This window comes from Carnobacterium sp. 17-4, from assembly GCF_000195575.1.
Classification (GTDB): Bacteria; Bacillota; Bacilli; order Lactobacillales; family Carnobacteriaceae; genus Carnobacterium_B.
Map to the genome: position 1 here is coordinate 569652 of NC_015391.1, position 21136 is coordinate 590787.

Genomic DNA, 21136 nt, shown 5'->3' on the forward strand with positions numbered 1-21136 from the left:
TTCTTTAAAGTTCTGTTTTAGAGGATCATTAAGCATTGCAACCCACTTACTTAAGAAGTAAAATAGAGCTTGATATACAAAAGGATGAGAGTAGGTTTTTGAGTCATGTCAAAAGACACAGTCAGTGATAATAAAATTGAACAACCAATAAAAGAAATAAGTTCTAAAGATAAAATGATTAATGGATCAGCTTGGATGACAGGTGGAAGTATTTTATCCAGATTATTAGGAGCTCTCTACATCATTCCTTGGATGGCTTGGATGGGGAATCAAGATATAGCAGAATCTGCGAATGCTCTTTATACGATTGGGTATACGCCTTATGCATTATTTCTAAACATTGCAACAGCTGGTGTTCCATCGGCAATTGCTAAACAAGTTGCTTACTATAATAGCTTAAATGAATATGAAATAAGTCGGAATATTTACAAAAAAGGATTACAAATCATGGCGATTACAGGTGTTGTGTCAGCATTGATCATGTATGTTGCGGCACCATTTATAGCAGCAAGCAGTCCCAATATATCTGTTGATAATGCAACACAAGTTATTCGATCGCTAAGCTGGGCATTGTTAATTATTCCTTGTATGAGTGTGACACGTGGATATATCCAAGGGCATCACGTGATGAAGTACTCAGCTATTTCACAATTTATTGAACAATTAGCCCGTGTTATTTTTATGCTTGCGGCTGTTTACTTAATTCGTCAAGTATGGAATGGTTCTGTAGTAAATGCTGTGTCAGCTTCTACATTTGCAGCCGTTATCGGAGCTGTGTTTAGTATTGGGTACTTGTTTTACATTATCTGGCGCAAAAAGCCCGAGTTGGATGAAAGAGCAGCCCAGAGTTTGAATAAAGTTTCTATTTCCACAACTGAAATTTTTAAATCGATTATTCGTACAGCTGTTCCGTTTATAATTATTGGTTCAGGTATTACCCTTTTTCAAATGATTGATCAATTTACTTTCCAACAAATTATGACGTCTATTTCTGAATTATCGCCAAAACAAATTGTAAATAATTATGGAGTGGCTTCAGGAAATGTCAATAAGTTGATTATGATTGTCATTTCCTTTGGAGGATCCATGGCCATTACCTCTGTGCCTCTGATTTCTGAGTTGATAGCTAAAAATGATTTGAAAAAAATCGCCCGTCAAATTAGTGATAGCTTGCAGTTGTTTTTCTTTATCATGCTTCCTGCTACCATTGGAATGATGATAGTAGCCGAACCTTTATACACGGTTTTCTATGGGCATAGTGATTTTGGCACTACAGTATTACAAGTTGCTTCTTTTATGAGTTTATTTTTAGGTTTGTTTGTCCTTATGGGATCAACCATGCAAGCTGCAAATCAAACAAGACCCGCACTTTGGGCTCTTGTAATAGGATTAGTTGTAAAATTAGGCATGCAATATCCAATGCTGGCATTAGCTGGTACAAATGGAATGTTCCTTTCTAATATATTTGGCTTTGGTGTTACAGTCTTATTGATGCTAATAAAGATGTACAAGGTTACTCGCTTTGATATCGGATTGATTTTAAGACGTGTTTTATTGATGCTGATCATCACTTTAGCGATGGCTGTTGTAACATTTGTAGTTAAAGAAGTTCTTTACTTAGTAATTGATCCAAAAAATCGGACTAGTGCACTTTTTGTGATAGCCATATCAGCTGGATTTGGTGGATTTGTTTACATGTATGCCTCTTTAAAAACCCGTTTAGCGGATCGTTTATTAGGAGCTCGTGTTGTGAGTATGAGAAACAAGCTACGCATCAAATAAAAGGAACTAGTTGGAACCCAAAAGGCTTCAACTAGTTCTTTTATTTGAATCATATGAAATTGGAGGAACGTAAATGCGCTTAGATAAATTATTGGCCAATATGGGATTTGGAACAAGAAAAACAGTGAAAAATGTATTGAAAGCAAAAGAAGTAACTGTAAATGGAACCATGGAGAAAGATGGTAAAACACAAGTGGATCCAGACAAAGACGTTATTGTCGTTTCAGGAGAAGCTGTTCACTACCAAGAATTTGTTTACTTCATGATGCATAAACCTCAAGGAGTTGTCAGTGCAACAATAGATAATTTACATGAAACAGTGATTGATTTGCTACAGCCACAAGATCAAGTGTTTGATCCGTTTCCTGTAGGAAGATTAGATAAAGATACAGAAGGATTATTGCTATTAACTAATGATGGAACATTAGCGCATAACTTGCTTTCGCCAAAAAAACATGTGGATAAATGTTATGAAGCGATTATAGAAGGCCTAGTGAATGAGCAAGACATTCAGGCTTTTAAGGATGGTATAACGCTGAATGACGGGTTTATCTGTCAATCAGCTAAATTAGAGATTCTATCTACAGATCTTGAAAAAGAACAAACTCTTATTCACGTTACAATACATGAAGGGAAATTTCATCAGGTAAAGCGTATGTTTGAAGCAGTAGATAAGTCGGTTAATTACTTGAAACGATTGTCTATGGGCAAGCTACAGCTAGATGAAACAGTAGAGATAGGCAACTATAGGCCACTGACGAATGAAGAACTAGAGTCTTTAATTGATGCATAAGCAAAAAGAGGAAGCTGAGATTTTATCTCAACTTCCTCTTTTTTTAGTTTGTTAATAAAAATCAGATCTATCTGGTGATTCTGTAGGCGGAAAATCATCTTCAATTTCTAAGTCGCCATCCGTAATGATGCCAGGATCTAAATCAGTTTCATCATAATCAAACTCTAAATGCTGATTTCTAATGGATCGCGGTTGACGTTCACCTCGGGCTAAGTCGGAAGGATCATCTTCAAGGTAAACATCCGTTGGGTAAATACCTGTTGCATCTTCTTTCATAATATCTGTATCAATAGGGTAAGGTGTGACGCTACTGCCGGCAATAGAAGCTTCATTATCTAGAAGAACAACAATTTCACCTTGCTCAATAGCCTCTTTATAATCGGCAAAACTATCTTCACGATGTTTTAAGGAATAAAGTTTTGTATCGTCATCAGAACCTGAAGAAAAGACAGCTTTTATTTTATCTCCTAGTGAGTTGTCAGTAGCTGGTTTAGAGGGCTGAATAAATACATCTATATCGGTTTGATTGCGAATTGATTGGCCTATTGTAGCATTGGTCACTAGCGTAATAGATTCCTTTAAGCTGCCTTCAGATAAGAGTTGATCGACTTTTTGCAAAGCTGCTGCTTCAGATGGGTAACTTCCAATAACGCTTTTTGCCATATCTACCACTCCTCTTTCTCCTATAAATAATTTAACTGTTATTTAGTTATAGTGAGTATACTTGTAAAGAAAAGAGAATACAATTAATAAGGTGTGGCTAACCAATTGGAATAAAAAGAATGAAGAAATAACTATTTGGTAAAAATCTAATTAGATTGATCGACGTCCTTAAAAAATAAACTTCGTGGAAAATTCTTTCATTGCAAAAGGAATAGAGTCGATAATTTGTGAAGGAAGCACAACATATTGTTTTTTAGCTAAATCATCTCCAAGTTTACTGTGTAGAAAAACAGCGGTAATGATCGCAAAACGATAATTTTTAAATTGAGCACTACAACCTGCTATCATACCAGCTAAGGTATCTCCCATACCACCAGTTGCCATTGCAGGATTTCCAACACTATTTTTCCAAACTTCATCTAAAAAATAAATTTCAGTTCGAGATTGTTTCAAAACTACGTTCGCTTTTAGTTCTTTTCTGGCTTGGATATTTAAAGTCTCATTCTGCTCAGTAGGTTTTAAGCGAGAAAGTTTTTGCCATTCTCCTAAATGAGGTGTGTACGTTGTTTTAGCTACAGGAGTTTTTAAATTATTTTTAGCCATTAAAGTGATGGCACTGCCGTCGATAATCAACCGCTGTTCTTTTGTGACAGTCACTAAAACAGACTTCAACAGAGCTAGTGACTCAGCAGAGAGACCTAGTCCAGGTCCAATGACGATTACTGTCGCTGTCGACAATTTTTTAAGCAAACGATCTTCATTGTACATGTCAATTACCATCGCTTCGGGAAGTCGAGCGTGTAAAGCAGCATGGTTCACTTTAGCGGTGGCCACTGTGACTAATCCAGCCCCGCTATAGACAGCAGCGCTAGCTGTGAGGATGATTGCTCCACCCATATCTTCATTTCCGCCTATCACAAGTAGACGCCCATAATCAGCTTTGTGGCTATCAGTACTTCTTTTTGGGATCATACCTTGAATTGTTTCTCTATTTATTTCTTTCACATAAGACCCTCCATTAACGACAAATAATTTGTAGCATGTTCCAATTGATTATAGAACGAATAGGTATTTTTTGCACGAAACTTCCTTTGTGGCGAAAGTGGAAGAAAAATTAGGACTAGTCGTTGGTCTTAGAAACGAAAAGTGATATGATAGATGTGTTGATAAAATATTAAGGAGTGTTGTATAAATGGCAATTGATTGGAAAAAAGAAGCTGCTGATCGAAAAGAAGATTTTTTAGCAGACTTAATAGAATTACTTAAAATTGACAGCGTCCGCGATGATATAAAAGCTACAGCTGATGCACCAGTAGGTCCAGGACCGAAAAAAGCGTTGGAAGCATTCTTGGCTTTAGGAGAAAGAGATGGCTTTGTTACTAAGAACGTGGGGAACTTAGCTGGACATATTGAATACGGTAGTGGAGACGAAACAATGGGTGTTTTTGCTCACGTGGATGTAGTCCCAGTTGGAACAGGTTGGGAAACTGACCCATTCAGTCCTATAATCAAAGATAACCGTATCTATGCTCGTGGTTCTAGTGATGATAAGGGACCTGGTGTGGCTGCTTATTATGCTTTGAAAATGATTAAAGATTTAGAACTTCCAGTTTCTAAAAAAATTCGCTTTATTATTGGGACAGATGAAGAAAGCGGCTGGATGTGTATGGATCATTACTTAGCTCATGAACCGATTCCAGACTTTGGTTTTTCACCAGATGCAGAATTTCCTATCATTAACGGTGAAAAAGGAATCTTGACTGTCTATGTAAACACAAAAGGGAATAACAAAGGCGGAAAAAATGAGTTGATCAGTTTTGATGCTGGTTTGCGTGAAAATATGGTACCACAAGATGCTACTGCTATTTTTACAACTCAAGAAGCTGAACAAATTGAAAAAGATTTTTATGATTTTGTTGAAGTTTCCCCAATTACTGGAACGATAAAAGTAATTGGTGATCAAGTTACGATTGAAGTAGGAGGAAAAGCAGCTCACGGTATGGCACCACATCTAGGTGTTAATGCTGGAACTTATCTAGCTGCATTCTTAAACCGTTATTCATTTGGTGGAGATGCTAAAAACTTCTTACAACTGACAACGGAATATTTACATGAAGATACAAAAGCTGGAAAATTAGGATTGAACTATATCGATGACGTTATGGGAGATCTTACTATGAATTCAGGCGTATTTACGTTCACACCTGAAGACGGTGGAGTAATTGCAGTGAATCTGCGCTTCCCTAAAGGCGTAACACCTGAAGGAATCGAAATCAAAATGGAAAGCAAGCTTGCAGAATTCGGAGTAACACTTAGCCGAGGCAAAGAACAAATGCCGCATTATGTATCTGCTGAAGATCCACTAGTGAAAACATTGCTAGATGTTTATCAAAGACAAACTGGCCTAGAAGCTCACGAACAAACAATTGGTGGCGGAACGTATGGACGCTTGTTAGAGCGTGGAGTAGCTTATGGAGCTATGTTCCCTAACAGCATTGATACAATGCACCAAGCCAATGAATTTATGGCTATTGATGACTTGATGAACGCAATGAGTATATACGCAGAAGCAATCTACGAGTTGATTAAATAAATTATTGAAAAAACAAGACCTCTTATTAGAGATCTTGTTTTTTTTAAACTCTCATTTTTAATTGTTGGGCGAGTTGGTACGTTCGTTCTAAGAGGATTTTTTCAGCATCAATGACTGGGAATTTTTTTAATGGGTCATGGCTATTAGCTAAGGAGAGTTCGGTGCATCCAAGCAATGTAATATCGCTTCCTAACTGCTGGAATTCTTCAAGAATTTCTTCATAGAGTAAGAGATTGATGATAGCTTGCTCTTTTATATAAGTATAAATTAATTCATTGATCTTATGTTGCAATGTAGTATCAGGCAAGATAACCTCATACCCATTAAAGAGAAGTTCACGTTCGTATAATTGACTTTCTAGTGTTCCTTGAGTCACAGCTAATCCGATTTTTTTTGTAGTATTAGAAGGGATCGTAGCTACTGTTTCTTTTATCATGTTGATGATAGGAATAGAGGTTGCATCTATCAAATCGTTAATAAAATAATGGGCAGTGTTACAGGGCATAACAATAAAGTCAGGTTTTAAGACATTCAGTTGCTCAATATCTGCTAATAGTGCAGGTAGGGGACTAGGGGCTGAATTATCAAGAATATACGATGTTCGATCAGGAATTTCAGCGTGATTGAACAACATGTAATTAAAAAAATCTTGATCCTTTGTAGGGGTATGTCTTTTGTTTAATTCAATTAAAAAATTAGTGGTGGCCAATGTACCCATGCCGCCTAAAATAGCAAAGAAATTCTTCATGACTAAGACGACCTTTCTGTTATTAGATAGGATCATAAAGTTGAGAAGGTTGAGGGTAATCTTTAAACTTCTTGAAATAGTTTAATGTAGCAATATTTACATACAGTTTTCGTTTCATACTAGGTTCTTCTTGACTAGCTAAAGGATGGTAAACTTCTTTGGCTTTGTACAATTGATTGACGATTTTTTTTAGTTCGTTTGATTGAATGTTATCCAATAATAATTTTTTTGGAACGGTTGAGTACAAAATTTGTTTATCTGCTACGGAGTATTCAATTGGACAATTTTCAATAAAATCTTTCACATAATAAGTAGCAGTATTTTTCCCGGCAGCAGTCACATAATAATTGCTGCGTCCAAGGCGGGCGTTTAGTTCGAAAAATTTATACGTTTGATCACGCGAATCGTATTTGACATCATAATTAGAAAACCCAGTCCATCCGGTAGCTTTGGCCAGCTTTTTCACGTCTCGAACAATTTGATCGTCATTTTTTGTTAAAATAGCAAGGTGGTTTCCAATAGCTGATGGAGTATGGTCTTCAAGTAGGGTTTGGCCGAAAGAAACAACTTTCACTTCACCTGTTCTATGAGAAGAATAGACTGTAGCAACTCCGACACAGGAATCATCCCCTGCAATATACTCTTGCAAGATAATTTCATCGTCGTATCCATTATATTTCATGTTTTGGATGATTTTTTTGTAAGTCTCTTGATTTTTACAAATATAAACCTTTTCTTTACCTGGGAAATCGATTGAATGGTATTTCATACTATCAGTAGGTTTAATGATAATTGGAAAGTCAAAAGGCAATTGTGCTTCATACTCAGTTATTACTAAGGTATTAGGGTAAGGAACCCCTTCTTGCTCACAAATTTTATAAAAGCTTGCTTTATTTGTTGCAGAATAAAAGAGTTCTTTATCCACATAAGGGATAACCCAGCTAATGGGAAAGAGTGTTTTATGATTGATGATTAGTTCAACGTAATTGTCTGTGCTGGCCAAAATGATTTTTTTTGTATTGGGATAGCGGTCTTCAATATCGTTTAACAATTTAACTAGTACTTCTGGTTGCATCATGTTAGGCTCAACTATAGGGTCAATAAAGATAGAATGATCTATAGGCCCAGTAATCATCGTACATAAAACAAGAGAAGCTGTCTTGTAAGCTTCATAAAATGACCTTGCTGTGCTATAGGCACCTAAATTGCCTCCTAAAATAATGGGAATAAAAGGCTGTAATTCAATAGCAGTTGGCATAAGCAAACAGTCCTTTCAAGGAAAAAGATAAGAGATAGGGAACTTTGAGGTTATTAAACGAAGATAGAGGGTTTAATTGGTGAAAACGTTTTCTTAAATGACAAAATTATAGCATAACTATTTGATAAAAGCGAAAGATATGCGAAAGAGACAAGAAGGTAAGAGTTTACTTTTTTGCTGGAATATGAAAAAATGACATAAGAGTGCACAAACGATAAATGAAAGAACAGGAGGGGTAGTAGTGGATTTAAATTTGGTAGGGAAAACAGCATTAGTGTTGGCATCTAGTCAAGGATTAGGCAAAGCAATAGCAGCAGAATTAGTAAAAGAAGGAACTAATGTCATGATAGCTAGTCGAAATTATGAAAAACTACAAATGGTTCAAAAAGAATTGACGGCCATTGGAAAAGGAAAGGTTGCCTTCTATCCCACTGATATTACTAAAAACGAAGACATTCAAAAACTTATAAAAGAAACACACAAAACATTTGGCAAAATCGATATTTTGATTAATAATGCTGGGGGACCATCCTCTGGTTCTTTTGAAGATTTTTCAGATGAAGATTGGGAAAATGCTTTTCATTTAAACTTATTGAGCTATATTCGAACGATTCGAGCAGTTTTGCCGGATTTAAAAGAAAACGGAGGAAAGATTATTAATATTGCTTCTTCTTCCATTAAACAACCGATTTCGAATTTGATTCTTTCGAATACTTTTCGTTTAGGAATTGTTGGTCTTAGTAAAACGTTAGCAGAAGAGTTAGGGCCATATAATATTTTAATCAATACGGTTGCGCCAGGGCGAATTGCAACAGATCGTATAACAACTCTAGATGAAATTACGGCTAAAAATAAAAATGTGTCTATGGAAGAAATTACAAAAAAAGCGCAAGAAGCTATTCCACTTGGCCGTTATGGAACACCGGAAGAATTTGCAAAATTTGTTACTTTTCTTGTATCAGATGTAAATACGTACGTTACTGGATCATCTTTAATGATTGACGGTGGAAGCATCAAAGCGATTTAGCAAAGAAATTATTTTTAAACTATTGAACCATACTCAGTGTAGCCTGGACAGATTTTAAGCAGTTGAACGTTTTCAAGGAGGAAAGAAAATGTTGATAAGTGTCATCATGCCGGTATACAATACAAGTTCAACCCTAGGAGATGCTGTGAAGAGTGTATTGCAGCAAAGGTATCCTAACTTTGAGCTGATCTTAATTAATGATGGTTCTTCAGATAGTTCCCCAGAAATATGTGAGCTATTAGCGAAATTGGATAAGCGTATTAAGGTTGTTCATCAAGAAAATAAAGGATTATCAGCAGCTAGAAACAAAGGTATAGAAGTAGCTTCAGGTGACTTTCTTGCTTTTATTGATAGTGATGATCGATTTGATAAAGAGGCGTTCTCAAATTTTTATAAAGCAAGTGTTCAGCATAAAGATATGACTTTGTATGTCATGAATTTTGATAAAGTATATGGCAGCATCAGTGTTCCTAAAAAGAAAAATAAAAATAGAATTATATTTGAACCTAGTGAACTGATTGAACTGATTTTTAATTCTTCAGGAGTGGCTTTCTACACGTGGAATAAAATTTATCATCATAGTTTGTTTCAAAAAATAGCTTTTCCAGAGGGGAAAATCTTTGAAGATATCGTGACGACTTATCAATTAGCTAAAGAATCTAGTAAAACAGTCATAACAAGCGAAGTTGGTTATCATTATGTGAGAAGTTCAAATACAATCGTCAGTAGTAGTTTTTCACCAGAATATTATGACATCCTAACCGAGACAGAAAAATTATATGCATTATTAAAAATAGATTTTCCAGAATTAAAACATTTAGGTTTGCAAAAACTTATGGAAAGTATGATTTCTGTTGGGTATAAATTGAGCCAATCTTCTGGTAATTCTGATAATGAAGCCTTTAAACAGAGACTTCAGCAAGACATTCAACTTTATCAAGAAGAAATAGCTAACGATAAAAAAATTCCTATTTATTATAAAGTAGGGATAAAATTATTGCAGGATGATAGCAGTTTCTATAAAGAAAATTATAAGACTACTCTAAAAAAGCGTATTATACGAAAACCATCTGAGACGGAAGATAAGTCTTTGTAAGGAAAAGAAAAATTGTTCGATCTTTTTTGATTAAATTTTCATAATAAATAACAATTACTATTCATTTTTGGTAAACTGTAGGAAATCAACTGCCTGAGGAGGCTGCAAGAAATGCAAAATTATAAAACAAGAAAAGAATTAAAATATGATACGAAAGCACTACTTAAAGGAAGATGGAAAGATGCGATTCTATTGAATATTATTCCAACAATAATTTCAATCCTTATTACATTGCTCTTTGCGGCTTTGGTGATTGCATTAGTTAATTATTCAGATGCTGGTTCTAACTATTGGGTAAATAATTATATGATGTCTGACGATGGAACTGGAAATGGAACAAGTAATATTGGTAGCGGAATTTTATCGACTCTCTTTACAGTGGGTATTTCGTTTACATTTTTAGATTGGTTTAGAAATCCCAGTATGGAGATTCAACCACTAAAAATGGGGCTACAAGTATTTTCAAAAAAATATTTTCTTAGAGTACTGTTGATTTATATTATATCTGCGATATTCACTACTTTATGGACCCTGTTATTTATTATTCCAGGAATTATAAAATCGTATGCTTACTCACAAGCTTACTTAATATATAAGGATCGTTCTAACCTATCACCAAATGAAAAAATTTCTTCTCTAGACTGTATTACGGAAAGTAAAAACTTAATGAAGGGTCATAAGTGGCGTCTTTTCGTATTGGATCTAAGTTTTATAGGTTGGGGTATACTATCTGTTTTATCTCTAGGTATAGGGTTATTATGGCTACTACCTTACCAAAATGCGACAAAAGTTGCCTTTTATGAAGATTTGATTCAATCTAATTAATTTTAGAAAAGATGGATCGCCAGCCCTGGCGGTCCATCTTTTTTTAAACAAAATAGGAAACTATTATGGACTAATGGTAAAATAAAAAAGTGAATATAATACGAAACTAAAGAGGGATTTTGATGGGACTTATACTAAAAAAAATGAAAACTACAGAGATTGTACTAATAGTGTACTATTTTTTTAAATGGCTATGGTATAGCAGCTTAGTAGGGATAGGAGTAGGGAGTTTATCCGCATTTTTTCTTATCAGTTTAACATTTGTAACAAACACTCGTACGACACTTCCTTGGCTGCTTTATTTATTGCCGCTGGGTGGAGCAGCCATTAGTTGGTTGTATTGGAAACTAGGTGGCAATGCTATACGAGGCAATAACTTGATCATACAAGAAGCTCGTGGCACTAAAAAGGAAGTAGAATCGATTCCTAAAAGACTGATTCCACTTACTCTTTTTGGAACATTGGTTACCCATCTATTTGGTGGATCTGCTGGACGAGAAGGTACTGCGGTCCAAATTGGAGGAACATTAGCCGATGCGGTAGGTCGCGTGTTTCATATGGCAAAAAATGAAAGACGTATTTTATTAATTGCCGGAATGAGTGCAGGTTTCAGTTCTGTTTTTGGAACACCTATAGCTGGAACATTATTTGCAATGGAAGTATTAGCTATTGGATTTGTCCGTCAAGAGGCATTATTTCCAAGCTTGTGGGCAGCGTTGGTCGGCAATTGGGTGACGACTTTTCTGGGTGTTTCGCATACGCATTATAGTATGGGGATTGTACCTGAGGCAACTTCTGGTCTTATTATTAAAATAGTAATTGCAGCCATTCTTTTTGGATTTACTGGACGTTTATTTAGTTGGACTACACGTATAACAAAAGTGATTATGTCTAACTGGTTCAACAATCCGGTCATAAAAAGCTTTATTGGAGGAATAATCGTTATTCTTTTGGTGTTTCTTGTTGGCACTAGAGAATTTCTAGGTCTAAGTCTGCCTTTAATTGATCAAGCTTTTCTAGGGGAAAGTGGTCCCTTTGATTCCTTAGGTAAATTAATCTTTACAGCTGTTACACTAGGTTCTGGATTTCAGGGAGGAGAAGTGACACCTTTATTTACGATTGGGGCCACTTTAGGCAGTACACTCGCTCAGCTTTTCCATATTTCGATTCCTTTTTTAGCAGGACTAGGATTTATTGGTGTTTTTGCAGCTGCTAGCAATACACCAGTTGCCTGTTTTGTTATGGGACTAGAACTTTTTGGTTCTGGAGCATTGCCTTATCTCTTTTTGACGTGTGTAATCAGTTATCTCTTTTCAGGTAATCAAGGTATTTATGAAACTCAGCAAGTCTACTTACGTAAAGGAACTCTTTTTGAAGAAGAATAATATTATCAAAACCATGAAAAGAGAATTCAAAAACCTACCCTCCATGCAGTATTGAGCAAATGATTTTTGGTGAAAGCCGATTACTGTTAGTATATAAGCATAGGTTGATATCGAATTGAGGTGAATCATTTTATGGTAGAAAGAACTAAACAAGTAGAAATTTTCTTATTTGTTAATCCAATCTGTAAAGCATCTTTGAAGATGGAAGATGAAGTGCTTAAGTTTGTGGATGCTTATGAAGAAAACACACAAATAACAATTTATCCTTATCACAATACGCAGACTCTTTACCGATATATGAAAGAAAATGATTTTCCGACTGAAATAGCTTTATGGAATAAGCTATACAATGAAAGTTTTCACTTATCGTTGGCTTTTATCGCAGCTACTATCCAAGGAAAGAAAAAAGGTAGAGAATTTTTACTGGCTATTCAACGAAAAATGATTATTCAAAAAAGAGGTCTTTCAAAAGATTTACTGATTGAGTCAGCTGAACTGGCTGATTTAGATATGGAAATATTCTTGTTTGATTTCCATTCTCCTTTTGTTCAACATCTATTTGATCTTGACCAAGATGCTTCAAGTGCTATGGGAGCAACAGATACACCATCCTGTTTAGTGGTAACAACCGGTGAAGAAAAAAAAGCAACTTTAATAGAAAAATTTGTCACAGCAGAAGATTTGTATCAGTTAGTTTAAAAAAAATGAGGCTGAACTACTCTAATTAAGAGTAGTTCAGTCTCATTTTATTCTAGTAACATGGTGACGTGGATAACACCGGAGTCAAGGTATGGATCAGCGATTTCTTTAAAGCCAAATGAAGCATAGAAATCTTTGATGTATTCTTCAGAATTTAATTCAATTGCTTTTTCTGGGTAATGTTCTTGGCAATAGGTTAGTGCATTACGGAATAATGTACGAGCAAGCCCTTTTCCGCGACTCTTTTCTGTAACGAGAACGCGCCCTATACGAATATTTCCATTATCAGTAACGAAGATGCGGGAATAAGCTAGCAGTTCTTCATCCTCGATATAAGAAATATGAATGCTGTCAGGATCTCTACCATCAATGTCGTGGTAAGGAGACTGTTGCTCAAAAACAAAAATGGCACTGCGTTCTTTTAAAAATAAATACAATTCATCTTTGGTTAATTCATCAAACGTTTTATATGTCCACACAAAGGTTGCTCCTGTCACTTTGGATTATAGGAAGTGTTGCTAATCACTGCAACTATTCTTCCTTGTATATTTTCTCAAAAAAACCTCCGTATTGCAATCATGTTTTTTTTAAGTAACAGTATGGCAGAATAGTGAAATTGGTCTAGGGTTATTTATTTTTAGTTGACAAATAAAAATTGGATTGATAATATGAGTCTATACCGATGTAAGATTTCACTTACACTGAATTAAAAAATAAACTAAGAAAGGAAGAAGCCTAATGAAAAAGATGAACTGTTTAGACGTGTGTTGTTGTTTATGTTGTATAGACCACTCATGTCGACAAGTATCATCTTTTAATCAAGCTTCTTCTTTTTTGTGAACACAACTATTTGTTATACCCTATAGATTGCTGTTAGGAAACAGTTCATGAGTAGGTGTATTGAAATGGCTTTCATTAGAAGAAACTAAATTAAATTAGATGATCTGTGCATGAGTGTAAAACTCATGCACTTTTTTTGTCCCTTTTTTTAGGAATTGAGAATGAAGATAAGGAGAAAAGACATGTTATTCAGAAAAACGCAAGATTTGATAGGAAATACTCCATTGTTAGAAATTCAGGGTTTTGACCTACCGAATAACAGTAAAATATTCGCAAAGTTAGAAATGTTCAATCCTGGTGGGAGCATCAAAGACCGCTTAGGAGTCAAATTAATAAAAGCAGCTTTTGATAAAGGGCTAATAAATAAAAATACAACGATTATTGAACCCACTGCTGGAAATACAGGCATTGGTTTAGCATTAGCAGCTCAAGAATTTGGATTAAGAGTCGTCTTTACAGTGTCAGAGAAATTTAGTCAAGAAAAACAAGAATTAATGAAGGCCCTTGGAGCGGAACTAATTTTTACCCCAACTGAAAAAGGCATGATTGGAGCAATAGAAAAAGCCCAGTCGTTGGCTGAAGAAATTAAGAATAGCTATATCCCGATGCAGTTTGAAAATCAAGCGAATCCATTAACTTATTATGAAACCCTTGGACCAGAAATTATAAAAGATATGGAAGGACAGGTAATCACTTCTTTTGTAGCTGGGGCAGGTAGTGGTGGAACTTTTATTGGAACTGCAGCTTATTTAAAAGAAAACAATTCTGCGACTCGTACAACTATCGTTGAACCTGAAGGCTCGATTTTAGGTGGTGGAGCAGCTCATGGACATAAAACGGAAGGAATAGGAATGGAATTCATACCTAAATTTTTAGATAAAACGTTAATCGATCACGTCTATACGATTTCTGATGATGAAGCCTTTTACTATGTTAAGCAGTTAGCCGCAAAAAATGGGTTGTTTGTTGGAAGTTCAAGCGGCGCAGCGTTTGCTGCCTGTTTAAGAGAAGCTAAAGAGTTACCTGAAGGAAGCACGATCATTACAATTTTTCCAGACAGCAGTGAGCGTTACTTAAGTAAAAAAATATATCAATAGGAGAGTGTCAAAAATGAAAATGAAAACGAAGTTAATCCACGGTGGTATCAGTCATGATGAAGCAACAGGTTCGGTAAATGTCCCCATTCACCAAACATCAACCTATAAACAAGAAAAAGTTGGCAAACACAAAGGGTATGAATATTCAAGAACAGGAAATCCTACTCGTTTTGCAGTAGAAGAATTAATCAAGGACTTAGAGGAAGGCGTTAGAGGTTTTGCTTTTGGATCAGGCTCAGCAGGGACACATACTGTGCTATCATTATTTTCTAAAGGAGATCATATCATTGTGGGAGATGATGTTTATGGAGGAACGTATCGCTTAATGAATAAAGTACTCGTGCATCTTGGAATAACATTTACTACGGTAGATACAAGTGAATTAAGCACTATTGAACCAGCAATTCGTCCAGAAACTAAAGCAATTTTTTTAGAGACACCAACCAATCCTTTGCTAAAAATAACCGACATCGAGGCTGTAGCTAAAATTGCAAAAGAGTCTAACTTGATAACTATTGTTGACAACACTTTTGCTACCCCTTATCATCAACGTCCACTTACACTAGGAGCAGATATTGTTGTTCATAGTGCCTCTAAATACTTAGGCGGACATAGCGATATTGTTGCAGGATTAGTTACGACAAACAATGAAGAACTAGCTGATAAAATCGGCTTTTTACAAAATGCAATTGGCGGAATTTTAGGGCCTCAAGATAGCTGGATTTTACAAAGAGGGATTAAAACGTTAGGCATCAGAATGGAAGAACATGAAAAAAACGCTCATGAAGTAGTGCGATACCTAGTCAATCATTCGAGTATTGAAAAAGTCTATTACCCCGGTTTAGAGAACCATCAAGGACATGAGATTGCTAAAAAACAAATGAGTGGGTTTGGTGGAATGATTTCATTTGAATTAAAAGAAGGATTTTCTGCTAAGAACTTCGTTGAAAAATTAATGATCATCACACTAGCCGAAAGCTTGGGAGCAGTTGAAAGTTTGATTGAAATACCTGCTTTGATGACACACGGATCTATTCCAAAAGAAGTTCGTTTAAAATCAGGAATAAAAGATGAATTGGTTCGTTTGTCCGTTGGTTTAGAAGATGTAGAAGATCTCATTGATGATTTGGATCAAGCATTAGCATTTGTATCGAACAACAAAGGAGAATAAACAGTATGGGACGTGAATTTTTAGATATTTTTACAGACTGGTCAAGTGACTATGATGATTTTGTTGAAGGAAATGACCCTGAATACAAAGCTGTTTTTGAAGGATACAGTAACATCTTGAAAGAGATTGTTCAAAGAAGTGGAATGAATGTTTTAGAGTTTGGGATTGGAACTGGAAATCTAACGCAGCGGTTACTCTCATCAGGTAAATGGGTTTTCCCAATAGAACCTTCTAAAGAAATGCGTGAACTAGCTAAAAAGAAGTTGCCAAGTGAAGTCATGATTTATGACGGGGATTTACAAAATTATCCAAAACCGACAAGGCAAGTGGATACCATTGTTAGTTCCTATGTGTTCCATCATTTGACAGATACAGAAAAAGGAATTGCTTTGAAGAAGTACGCTGACCAACTTGAAAAGGGAGGCAAAATTGTCTTTGCAGATACGATGTTTGAATCACAAGAAGCCCTCGAGCAAAAAATCGAACAAGCTAAAGAACATCAATTTTATACATTAGCAGATGATTTAGAACGAGAATATTATACTTTTATTCCAACTTTATTAAATTTGTTCAATCTAGCAGGATTTAACGTATCCATTGAACAAATGAATGAATACGTTTGGATAGTTGAAGGTGAGAAGCAAGCTTAGTTTAATGAAGAAATAAAACGGCACTGATTCATTTAGTGTCGTTTTATTTTTGTTTTTTTAGAACTCCTATCAGTAGTCGTGAATAAAATTTGACGGTTGTCCAAAAAAAAAAGTTTGTGAAAGCGTATTTCTTCTTTTAAATGATTTTAAATGCGGTATAATAATTATATTGTTAAAAAGATAACAAACTAAAGGTGGTAAAAAAATAATGGAAACTCAAAATACTGGTTTAATGTACAACATTGAAAAAAGCATTATGAAAAAGCAAAATTTATTTGATAATAGTAAATCACGTTATTTTGTACGTGCGATGTTAGCTTGTTTATTTTTAACATTGGGAACAGCAGTTGCTGTGATGATTGGCCAAGCCGGTGAAGAGATTGTACCTGGACTAGGTAAAATGCTTTATGCGTTTATGTTTAGTTGGTCACTAGTCATGATTATTTATATGAATGCTGAATTAGGGACTTCAAATATGATGTATATGACAGTTGCGGTCCAACGGAAGTGGCTAAAGCCTAAAAAAGCGCTAGCAATATTATTTTATTGTATTTTATTCAACTTGATTGGTGGAATTATTGCAAGTTTAGTTATATCTTTCACATATAAGTTCCATGCTCTTCCGAGCGATCATTATCTTTTCACAGCTGTGGCTGGAAAATTAGCTAAAACTCCCTTACAGGTCTTTTCAGAAGGTATATTTGCAAATATTATTGTTAATACAGCTGTCTTTTGTACCATCCGAATGAAAGATGATGCTGGAAAAATCATTGCCATGATTTTTATTATCTTCATTTTTGCTTATTTAGGTTTTGAACACGTTATAGCCAACTTTTCTTCTTTCTCATTGGCTTTCTTTGCATCTGGCGGAACGGTTCCAGGTATGACCATAGGAGCTGTAGCACTAAATTGGCTCTTAGCTTTATTAGGTAATTATGTTGGTGGAGCATTAGTGATCGGAGTGCTGTACTCGTGGTTGAATAAGGATCAAACTGATTATGTTGATTAAAGAATAGCATTGCAGGAAAACTGATACTTTAGTGTCAGTTTTTTTTGTATACTTAAATGAGTAGGACTAATGATTGACAGAAGATAAAGATTAACTACATAATAAGAGTAAGATAAGTCTTAAGAGTCAAGAAGGAAAAAAGGAGTGATGAATTATGAAATTGATACAGAATATCCAGGATAAATTTCAAGGAATCATTCAAGCAAGCAAAAGGTATCCATTAACAGTTGTATTTTTACTTGCTCTTGCAGGACTGAATGCTTATTTGATTCAGCAAGAAACAGATACTTACACAAAGTATGTTTATAGTTTTCTAGTTGGCATATTTTTGAGTGCGGTAGCACAACAAATCTACGAACGCTTTTTTGAAAAAAGGTCGCAACGCATCTTATTGATGTTTGGTGCAGTTATTTTGACGATTGCTTATTATTTTACAATTGGTTCTGCAGCTGATTATGATCTTGAGATGACTATTAAAACAGGTATTATCTTTTTTATACTAACCATTGCATTTATATGGGTTCCGACTATAAAAAATAAGATTACGTTTAATGAAAGTTATTTATCCGCTTTTAAAGCTTTTTTTACGACACTTTTATTCACGCTTGTTTTGTATGCCGGTATTGGATTTATTATATTAGCAATTGATCAGTTACTGTTTTCGGTAAATTATAAAGTGAATTTGCATGCTTTTAACCTAGTGCTCTCACTATTTGCGCCTATCTTTTTCCTTTCCTATACCCCCTTATATTTAAGTGAAAAAGAGGAATCATCTTTAACACCTGAAGAACGCGCGGCTAAACTGATTGTTATAAAAAATGATGTTTCGGTTCCTAAGATGCTTGAATTGTTGATTTCATATATTATCATCCCATTAACAACGATCTTCACAGTTATTTTGTTGGTCTATCTTTTACAAAATATTACAGGAGATTTTTGGACCAATAATTTGCTAGAGCCCATGTTGGTTTCTTATTCGATTACGGTTATTGTAGTGTATATTTTAGCAAGTAATATAGAGACAAAATCAGCAATTCTTTTCAGAAAAATATTTCCCAAAGTGTTGATACCCATTGTTTTGTTCCAAACGATTGCATCCGTTTTAAGAATTCAAGAAACCGGCTTAACTTATGGACGCTATTACGTCATCTTGTTCGGCATATTTGCGACCATAGCGGGAGTTTTGTTTAGCATTTTACCTATTCGAAAAAATGGCTGGGTTGCAGTGGTGTTGATGGTACTTTCTTTGATTTCAATTGTGCCTCCAATTGATGCATTCACTGTTAGCCGTGTATCACAAACGAATTTATTAGAAAGAACACTTGAACAAAATCAGATGTTGGAAGGAAATTCCATTATTCCGAATGCTGATATTCCTAAAGAGGATAAAATCAAAATCAGTCAAACCGTCTATTATTTAACAAGTATGGACTACAATGAAGATATCGAGTGGCTGGTACCCTATAATCAGCTACTATCCTATCAATTTGAAGAGGTATTTGGTTTTCAACCTATCTATGATGAGAACGGTTTTTTGAATGAACAACCCTTACAAGACTCTTATTATGCTACATTAGATTTAGGAGATAGTCCTGTGATCTCAATTGAAGAGTACGACAAGATGGTTGTATTTTCTTACTATGATTCCAGCCCACAACCAAGAATTGAGTTTGAAGTGGATGATGAGGGATATACAGTATATACCGAAGAGACAGATGGAAAAGAAAATCTTATTTTAATGGATGAAAGTGATGAGGCTATAATGAGTATTGATCTTCAAGAGACAATGGAGAAAGTCGCTTCGACTACTGAAACAGAGAATATGCTCACGATTGATGAAGCAACAGTGACAACTGAGAATGAACAGGCTGAGATGAATTTAGTCTTTACATCTATTAATATTTATGACAATCAGTATGATGCTGAATTTTATCTATTTATTGATATCAAATAAATGAATTAAAAAACGTGATTGATCCTTCAGGAATCAATCACGTTTTTTTGGTTAGTTAACTAGAGCTGAACGAAAAATAGTTAGACTTTTAAATATACGGTCATTCAAAAGTAACACATGATTAGTCAAATCGCTTGCGTTTTGGCGAACTAGAAATAGAAAGAGCTTCACGGTATTTGGTGACTGTTCTTCGCGATATTTCAATACCGCCTTTTTCTAAAAGATCCACAAGTTTTTGATCCGATAATGGTTTTCTAGGATCTTCATCTTGAATGAAGAGTTCAATTTTTTTCTTTATTTGGTTAGAAGAGATGGAACCATTACCATCTTTAGAAGTTGTTACCAAAGCGTTTGTAAAGAATTTTTTTAATTCAAATACACCGAATTCTGTTGTGATGTATTTCCCGTTAATGGAACGGCTTACTGTCGATTCATGAATATCAAGTTCTTCAGCAATTGATTTTAATGTTAAGGATTGAATTGGACGATCTTCAGATAGAAAAAATTCTTTTTGTGCATTTACAATAGCAATACCAATTCTAAGTATCGTTTCTTCTCGTTGAATAAGTGTCTTTTTAAGCCATTCATATTCAGATTGTTTTTCATTAATAAATTTTGAAACTTCTTTATCCTGTAACACGCTTAATTCCTCATAATATTCTTTCTGAAAGACAATAACTGGAAGTCCAGTCTTAATAGAATGCACAACAATCTCTTGATTATCCGTTACTTTAACGGATAAATCTGGACGAATGTATTGCGTAGGAGCATTTGAAAAAATGGCTCCAGGATGTGGTGTAAGAGTTTTGACAAAATCAGAAACCTCTTGAACTTCACTCAATGAAATAGCATAACGCTTTGCAATGTGATCCCATTTTCGATTAGCAAAAGCTTCAAACTCTTCTTCAAGGATTAAATAAGCAAGATTTGGTGCTTGACCATTTCGTTCTGTTTGAAGCATCAAGCATTCTTGTAAGTTTCTGGCACCTACACCAGCAGGTTCTAATTGCTGTAAAAGTGTCAATGCATCTAATAATTTTAACGGTTCTGCTTGAGTAAGGGTAATCGCATCATCCATTGACAGAGTTAAATAACCATTATGATCAATATACTGAGCCAGCCAAATAATTAAATCACGCAAGGCGGTATCTCTGAAAGACAAATGAATTTGTTCGATGACTGCAGAATAAAGAGAAGTGGTAGATGCTGTAGTTGCCAATGTATCCCAGATTGTTCCACTAGTTGATTGATTAGTTCTTGATTGGTTACTATTGTATTTTTCTGTCGAAGTCCCTTGTGTTCGGGGTGCTGATTTTACAGAAATAGAAATAAAAGGATTTTCCAGTGATTTTTGTTTTAAAAAATCGACTAAATCTTTTCGATTGTATTGCAGCATCTGAATAGCTTGTTGCAATTGAGGTGTCATGGTCAATTGCTGTTTTTGTAGTTGAGTGTAATTTTGTTCGAAATTCAAAACGTTTTCACCTCTAGTATTAATAAGTTTTGATAAGGTTATCATAGCATATCGAACTTTAAATGAGAACGT

19 protein-coding genes are annotated in these 21136 nt (G+C 35.0%); 13 read left to right on the forward strand and 6 right to left on the reverse strand.

Features of this window, described 5'->3' with window-relative positions; genetic code table 11:
• The first annotated feature begins 105 nt into the window (after positions 1-105).
• Entirely contained in the window at positions 106-1782 is a 1677-nt protein-coding gene (locus CAR_RS02845) for a putative polysaccharide biosynthesis protein (RefSeq protein ID WP_013710204.1), read from the forward strand.
• 73 nt (positions 1783-1855) lie between these two features.
• Positions 1856-2575 (forward strand): pseudouridine synthase, encoded by a 720-nt coding sequence (locus tag CAR_RS02850; RefSeq protein WP_013710205.1) that lies wholly within the window; start codon positions 1856-1858, stop codon positions 2573-2575.
• A 51-nt stretch (positions 2576-2626) separates the two neighbouring features.
• Here CAR_RS02850 and CAR_RS02855 read toward each other — a convergent pair whose 3' ends face one another.
• Together CAR_RS02855 and CAR_RS02860 are read right to left on the reverse strand one after the other, a co-directional pair.
• Positions 2627-3238, reverse strand: coding sequence for a general stress protein (locus CAR_RS02855; protein WP_041556107.1), 612 nt, complete (start codon positions 3236-3238; stop codon positions 2627-2629).
• Positions 3239-3406: 168 nt separating this feature from the next.
• Complete coding sequence (locus CAR_RS02860; RefSeq protein ID WP_013710207.1) at positions 3407-4243, reverse strand: NAD(P)H-hydrate dehydratase; 837 nt, start codon at positions 4241-4243, stop codon at positions 3407-3409.
• Positions 4244-4430: 187 nt separating this feature from the next.
• On the opposite strand from CAR_RS02860, the gene pepV reads away from it, so the two are divergent.
• The gene (gene pepV / locus CAR_RS02865; RefSeq protein ID WP_013710208.1) at positions 4431-5831 is read left to right on the forward strand and encodes a dipeptidase PepV; all 1401 of its coding nucleotides are present in this window, start codon (positions 4431-4433) and stop codon (positions 5829-5831) included.
• A gap of 43 nt (positions 5832-5874) precedes the next feature.
• Here the strand turns inward: pepV and CAR_RS02870 are convergent, their stop codons facing one another.
• Together CAR_RS02870 and CAR_RS02875 are read right to left on the reverse strand one after the other, a co-directional pair.
• On the reverse strand, positions 5875-6579 hold the full coding sequence (locus CAR_RS02870) for an amino acid racemase (RefSeq protein WP_013710209.1): 705 nt from the start codon (positions 6577-6579) through the stop codon (positions 5875-5877).
• 22 nt (positions 6580-6601) lie between these two features.
• Complete coding sequence (locus CAR_RS02875; RefSeq protein WP_013710210.1) at positions 6602-7837, reverse strand: carboxylate--amine ligase; 1236 nt, start codon at positions 7835-7837, stop codon at positions 6602-6604.
• Positions 7838-8078: 241 nt separating this feature from the next.
• Here CAR_RS02875 and CAR_RS02880 point away from each other — a divergent pair, with 241 nt between their 5' ends.
• The 5 genes from CAR_RS02880 (at position 8079) to CAR_RS02900 (ending at position 12869) form a co-directional block, all read left to right on the forward strand.
• Positions 8079-8864 carry an SDR family oxidoreductase gene (locus CAR_RS02880; RefSeq protein ID WP_013710211.1) on the forward strand — a complete coding sequence of 262 codons (786 nt, stop codon included), beginning with the start codon at positions 8079-8081 and terminating at the stop codon, positions 8862-8864.
• 88 nt (positions 8865-8952) lie between these two features.
• Entirely contained in the window at positions 8953-9960 is a 1008-nt protein-coding gene (locus tag CAR_RS02885) for a glycosyltransferase family 2 protein (RefSeq protein ID WP_013710212.1), read from the forward strand.
• A gap of 111 nt (positions 9961-10071) precedes the next feature.
• A complete protein-coding gene (locus CAR_RS02890) occupies positions 10072-10785 on the forward strand; it encodes a DUF975 family protein (protein ID WP_013710213.1) in 714 nt (237 codons plus the stop codon).
• Between the two features lie 122 nt (positions 10786-10907).
• Positions 10908-12170, forward strand: a complete 1263-nt coding sequence (locus CAR_RS02895) for a chloride channel protein (RefSeq protein ID WP_041556108.1) — start codon at positions 10908-10910, stop codon at positions 12168-12170.
• A 132-nt stretch (positions 12171-12302) separates the two neighbouring features.
• Positions 12303-12869: a DsbA family protein gene (locus tag CAR_RS02900; protein ID WP_013710215.1), complete on the forward strand. Its 567-nt coding sequence runs from the start codon at positions 12303-12305 to the stop codon at positions 12867-12869.
• Positions 12870-12916: 47 nt separating this feature from the next.
• Here CAR_RS02900 and CAR_RS02905 read toward each other — a convergent pair whose 3' ends face one another.
• Positions 12917-13348 (reverse strand): GNAT family N-acetyltransferase, encoded by a 432-nt coding sequence (locus CAR_RS02905; protein ID WP_041556109.1) that lies wholly within the window; start codon positions 13346-13348, stop codon positions 12917-12919.
• A gap of 543 nt (positions 13349-13891) precedes the next feature.
• Between CAR_RS02905 and CAR_RS02910 the strand changes: the two genes are divergently transcribed.
• From CAR_RS02910 to CAR_RS02930, 5 genes are all read left to right on the forward strand, one after another.
• A complete protein-coding gene (locus tag CAR_RS02910; RefSeq protein ID WP_013710217.1) occupies positions 13892-14806 on the forward strand; it encodes a PLP-dependent cysteine synthase family protein in 915 nt (304 codons plus the stop codon).
• A 13-nt stretch (positions 14807-14819) separates the two neighbouring features.
• Complete coding sequence (locus CAR_RS02915; RefSeq protein ID WP_041556110.1) at positions 14820-15977, forward strand: cystathionine gamma-synthase; 1158 nt, start codon at positions 14820-14822, stop codon at positions 15975-15977.
• 5 nt (positions 15978-15982) lie between these two features.
• Positions 15983-16627 carry a class I SAM-dependent methyltransferase gene (locus CAR_RS02920; protein ID WP_013710219.1) on the forward strand — a complete coding sequence of 215 codons (645 nt, stop codon included), beginning with the start codon at positions 15983-15985 and terminating at the stop codon, positions 16625-16627.
• Positions 16628-16835: 208 nt separating this feature from the next.
• Entirely contained in the window at positions 16836-17636 is an 801-nt protein-coding gene (locus tag CAR_RS02925) for a formate/nitrite transporter family protein (protein ID WP_013710220.1), read from the forward strand.
• Between the two features lie 154 nt (positions 17637-17790).
• Complete coding sequence (locus CAR_RS02930) at positions 17791-19590, forward strand: DUF4153 domain-containing protein (protein WP_013710221.1); 1800 nt, start codon at positions 17791-17793, stop codon at positions 19588-19590.
• Positions 19591-19711: 121 nt separating this feature from the next.
• Here the strand turns inward: CAR_RS02930 and rpoN are convergent, their stop codons facing one another.
• Entirely contained in the window at positions 19712-21064 is a 1353-nt protein-coding gene (rpoN, locus tag CAR_RS02935) for an RNA polymerase factor sigma-54 (RefSeq protein WP_041556111.1), read from the reverse strand.
• Positions 21065-21136: the final 72 nt, after the last annotated feature.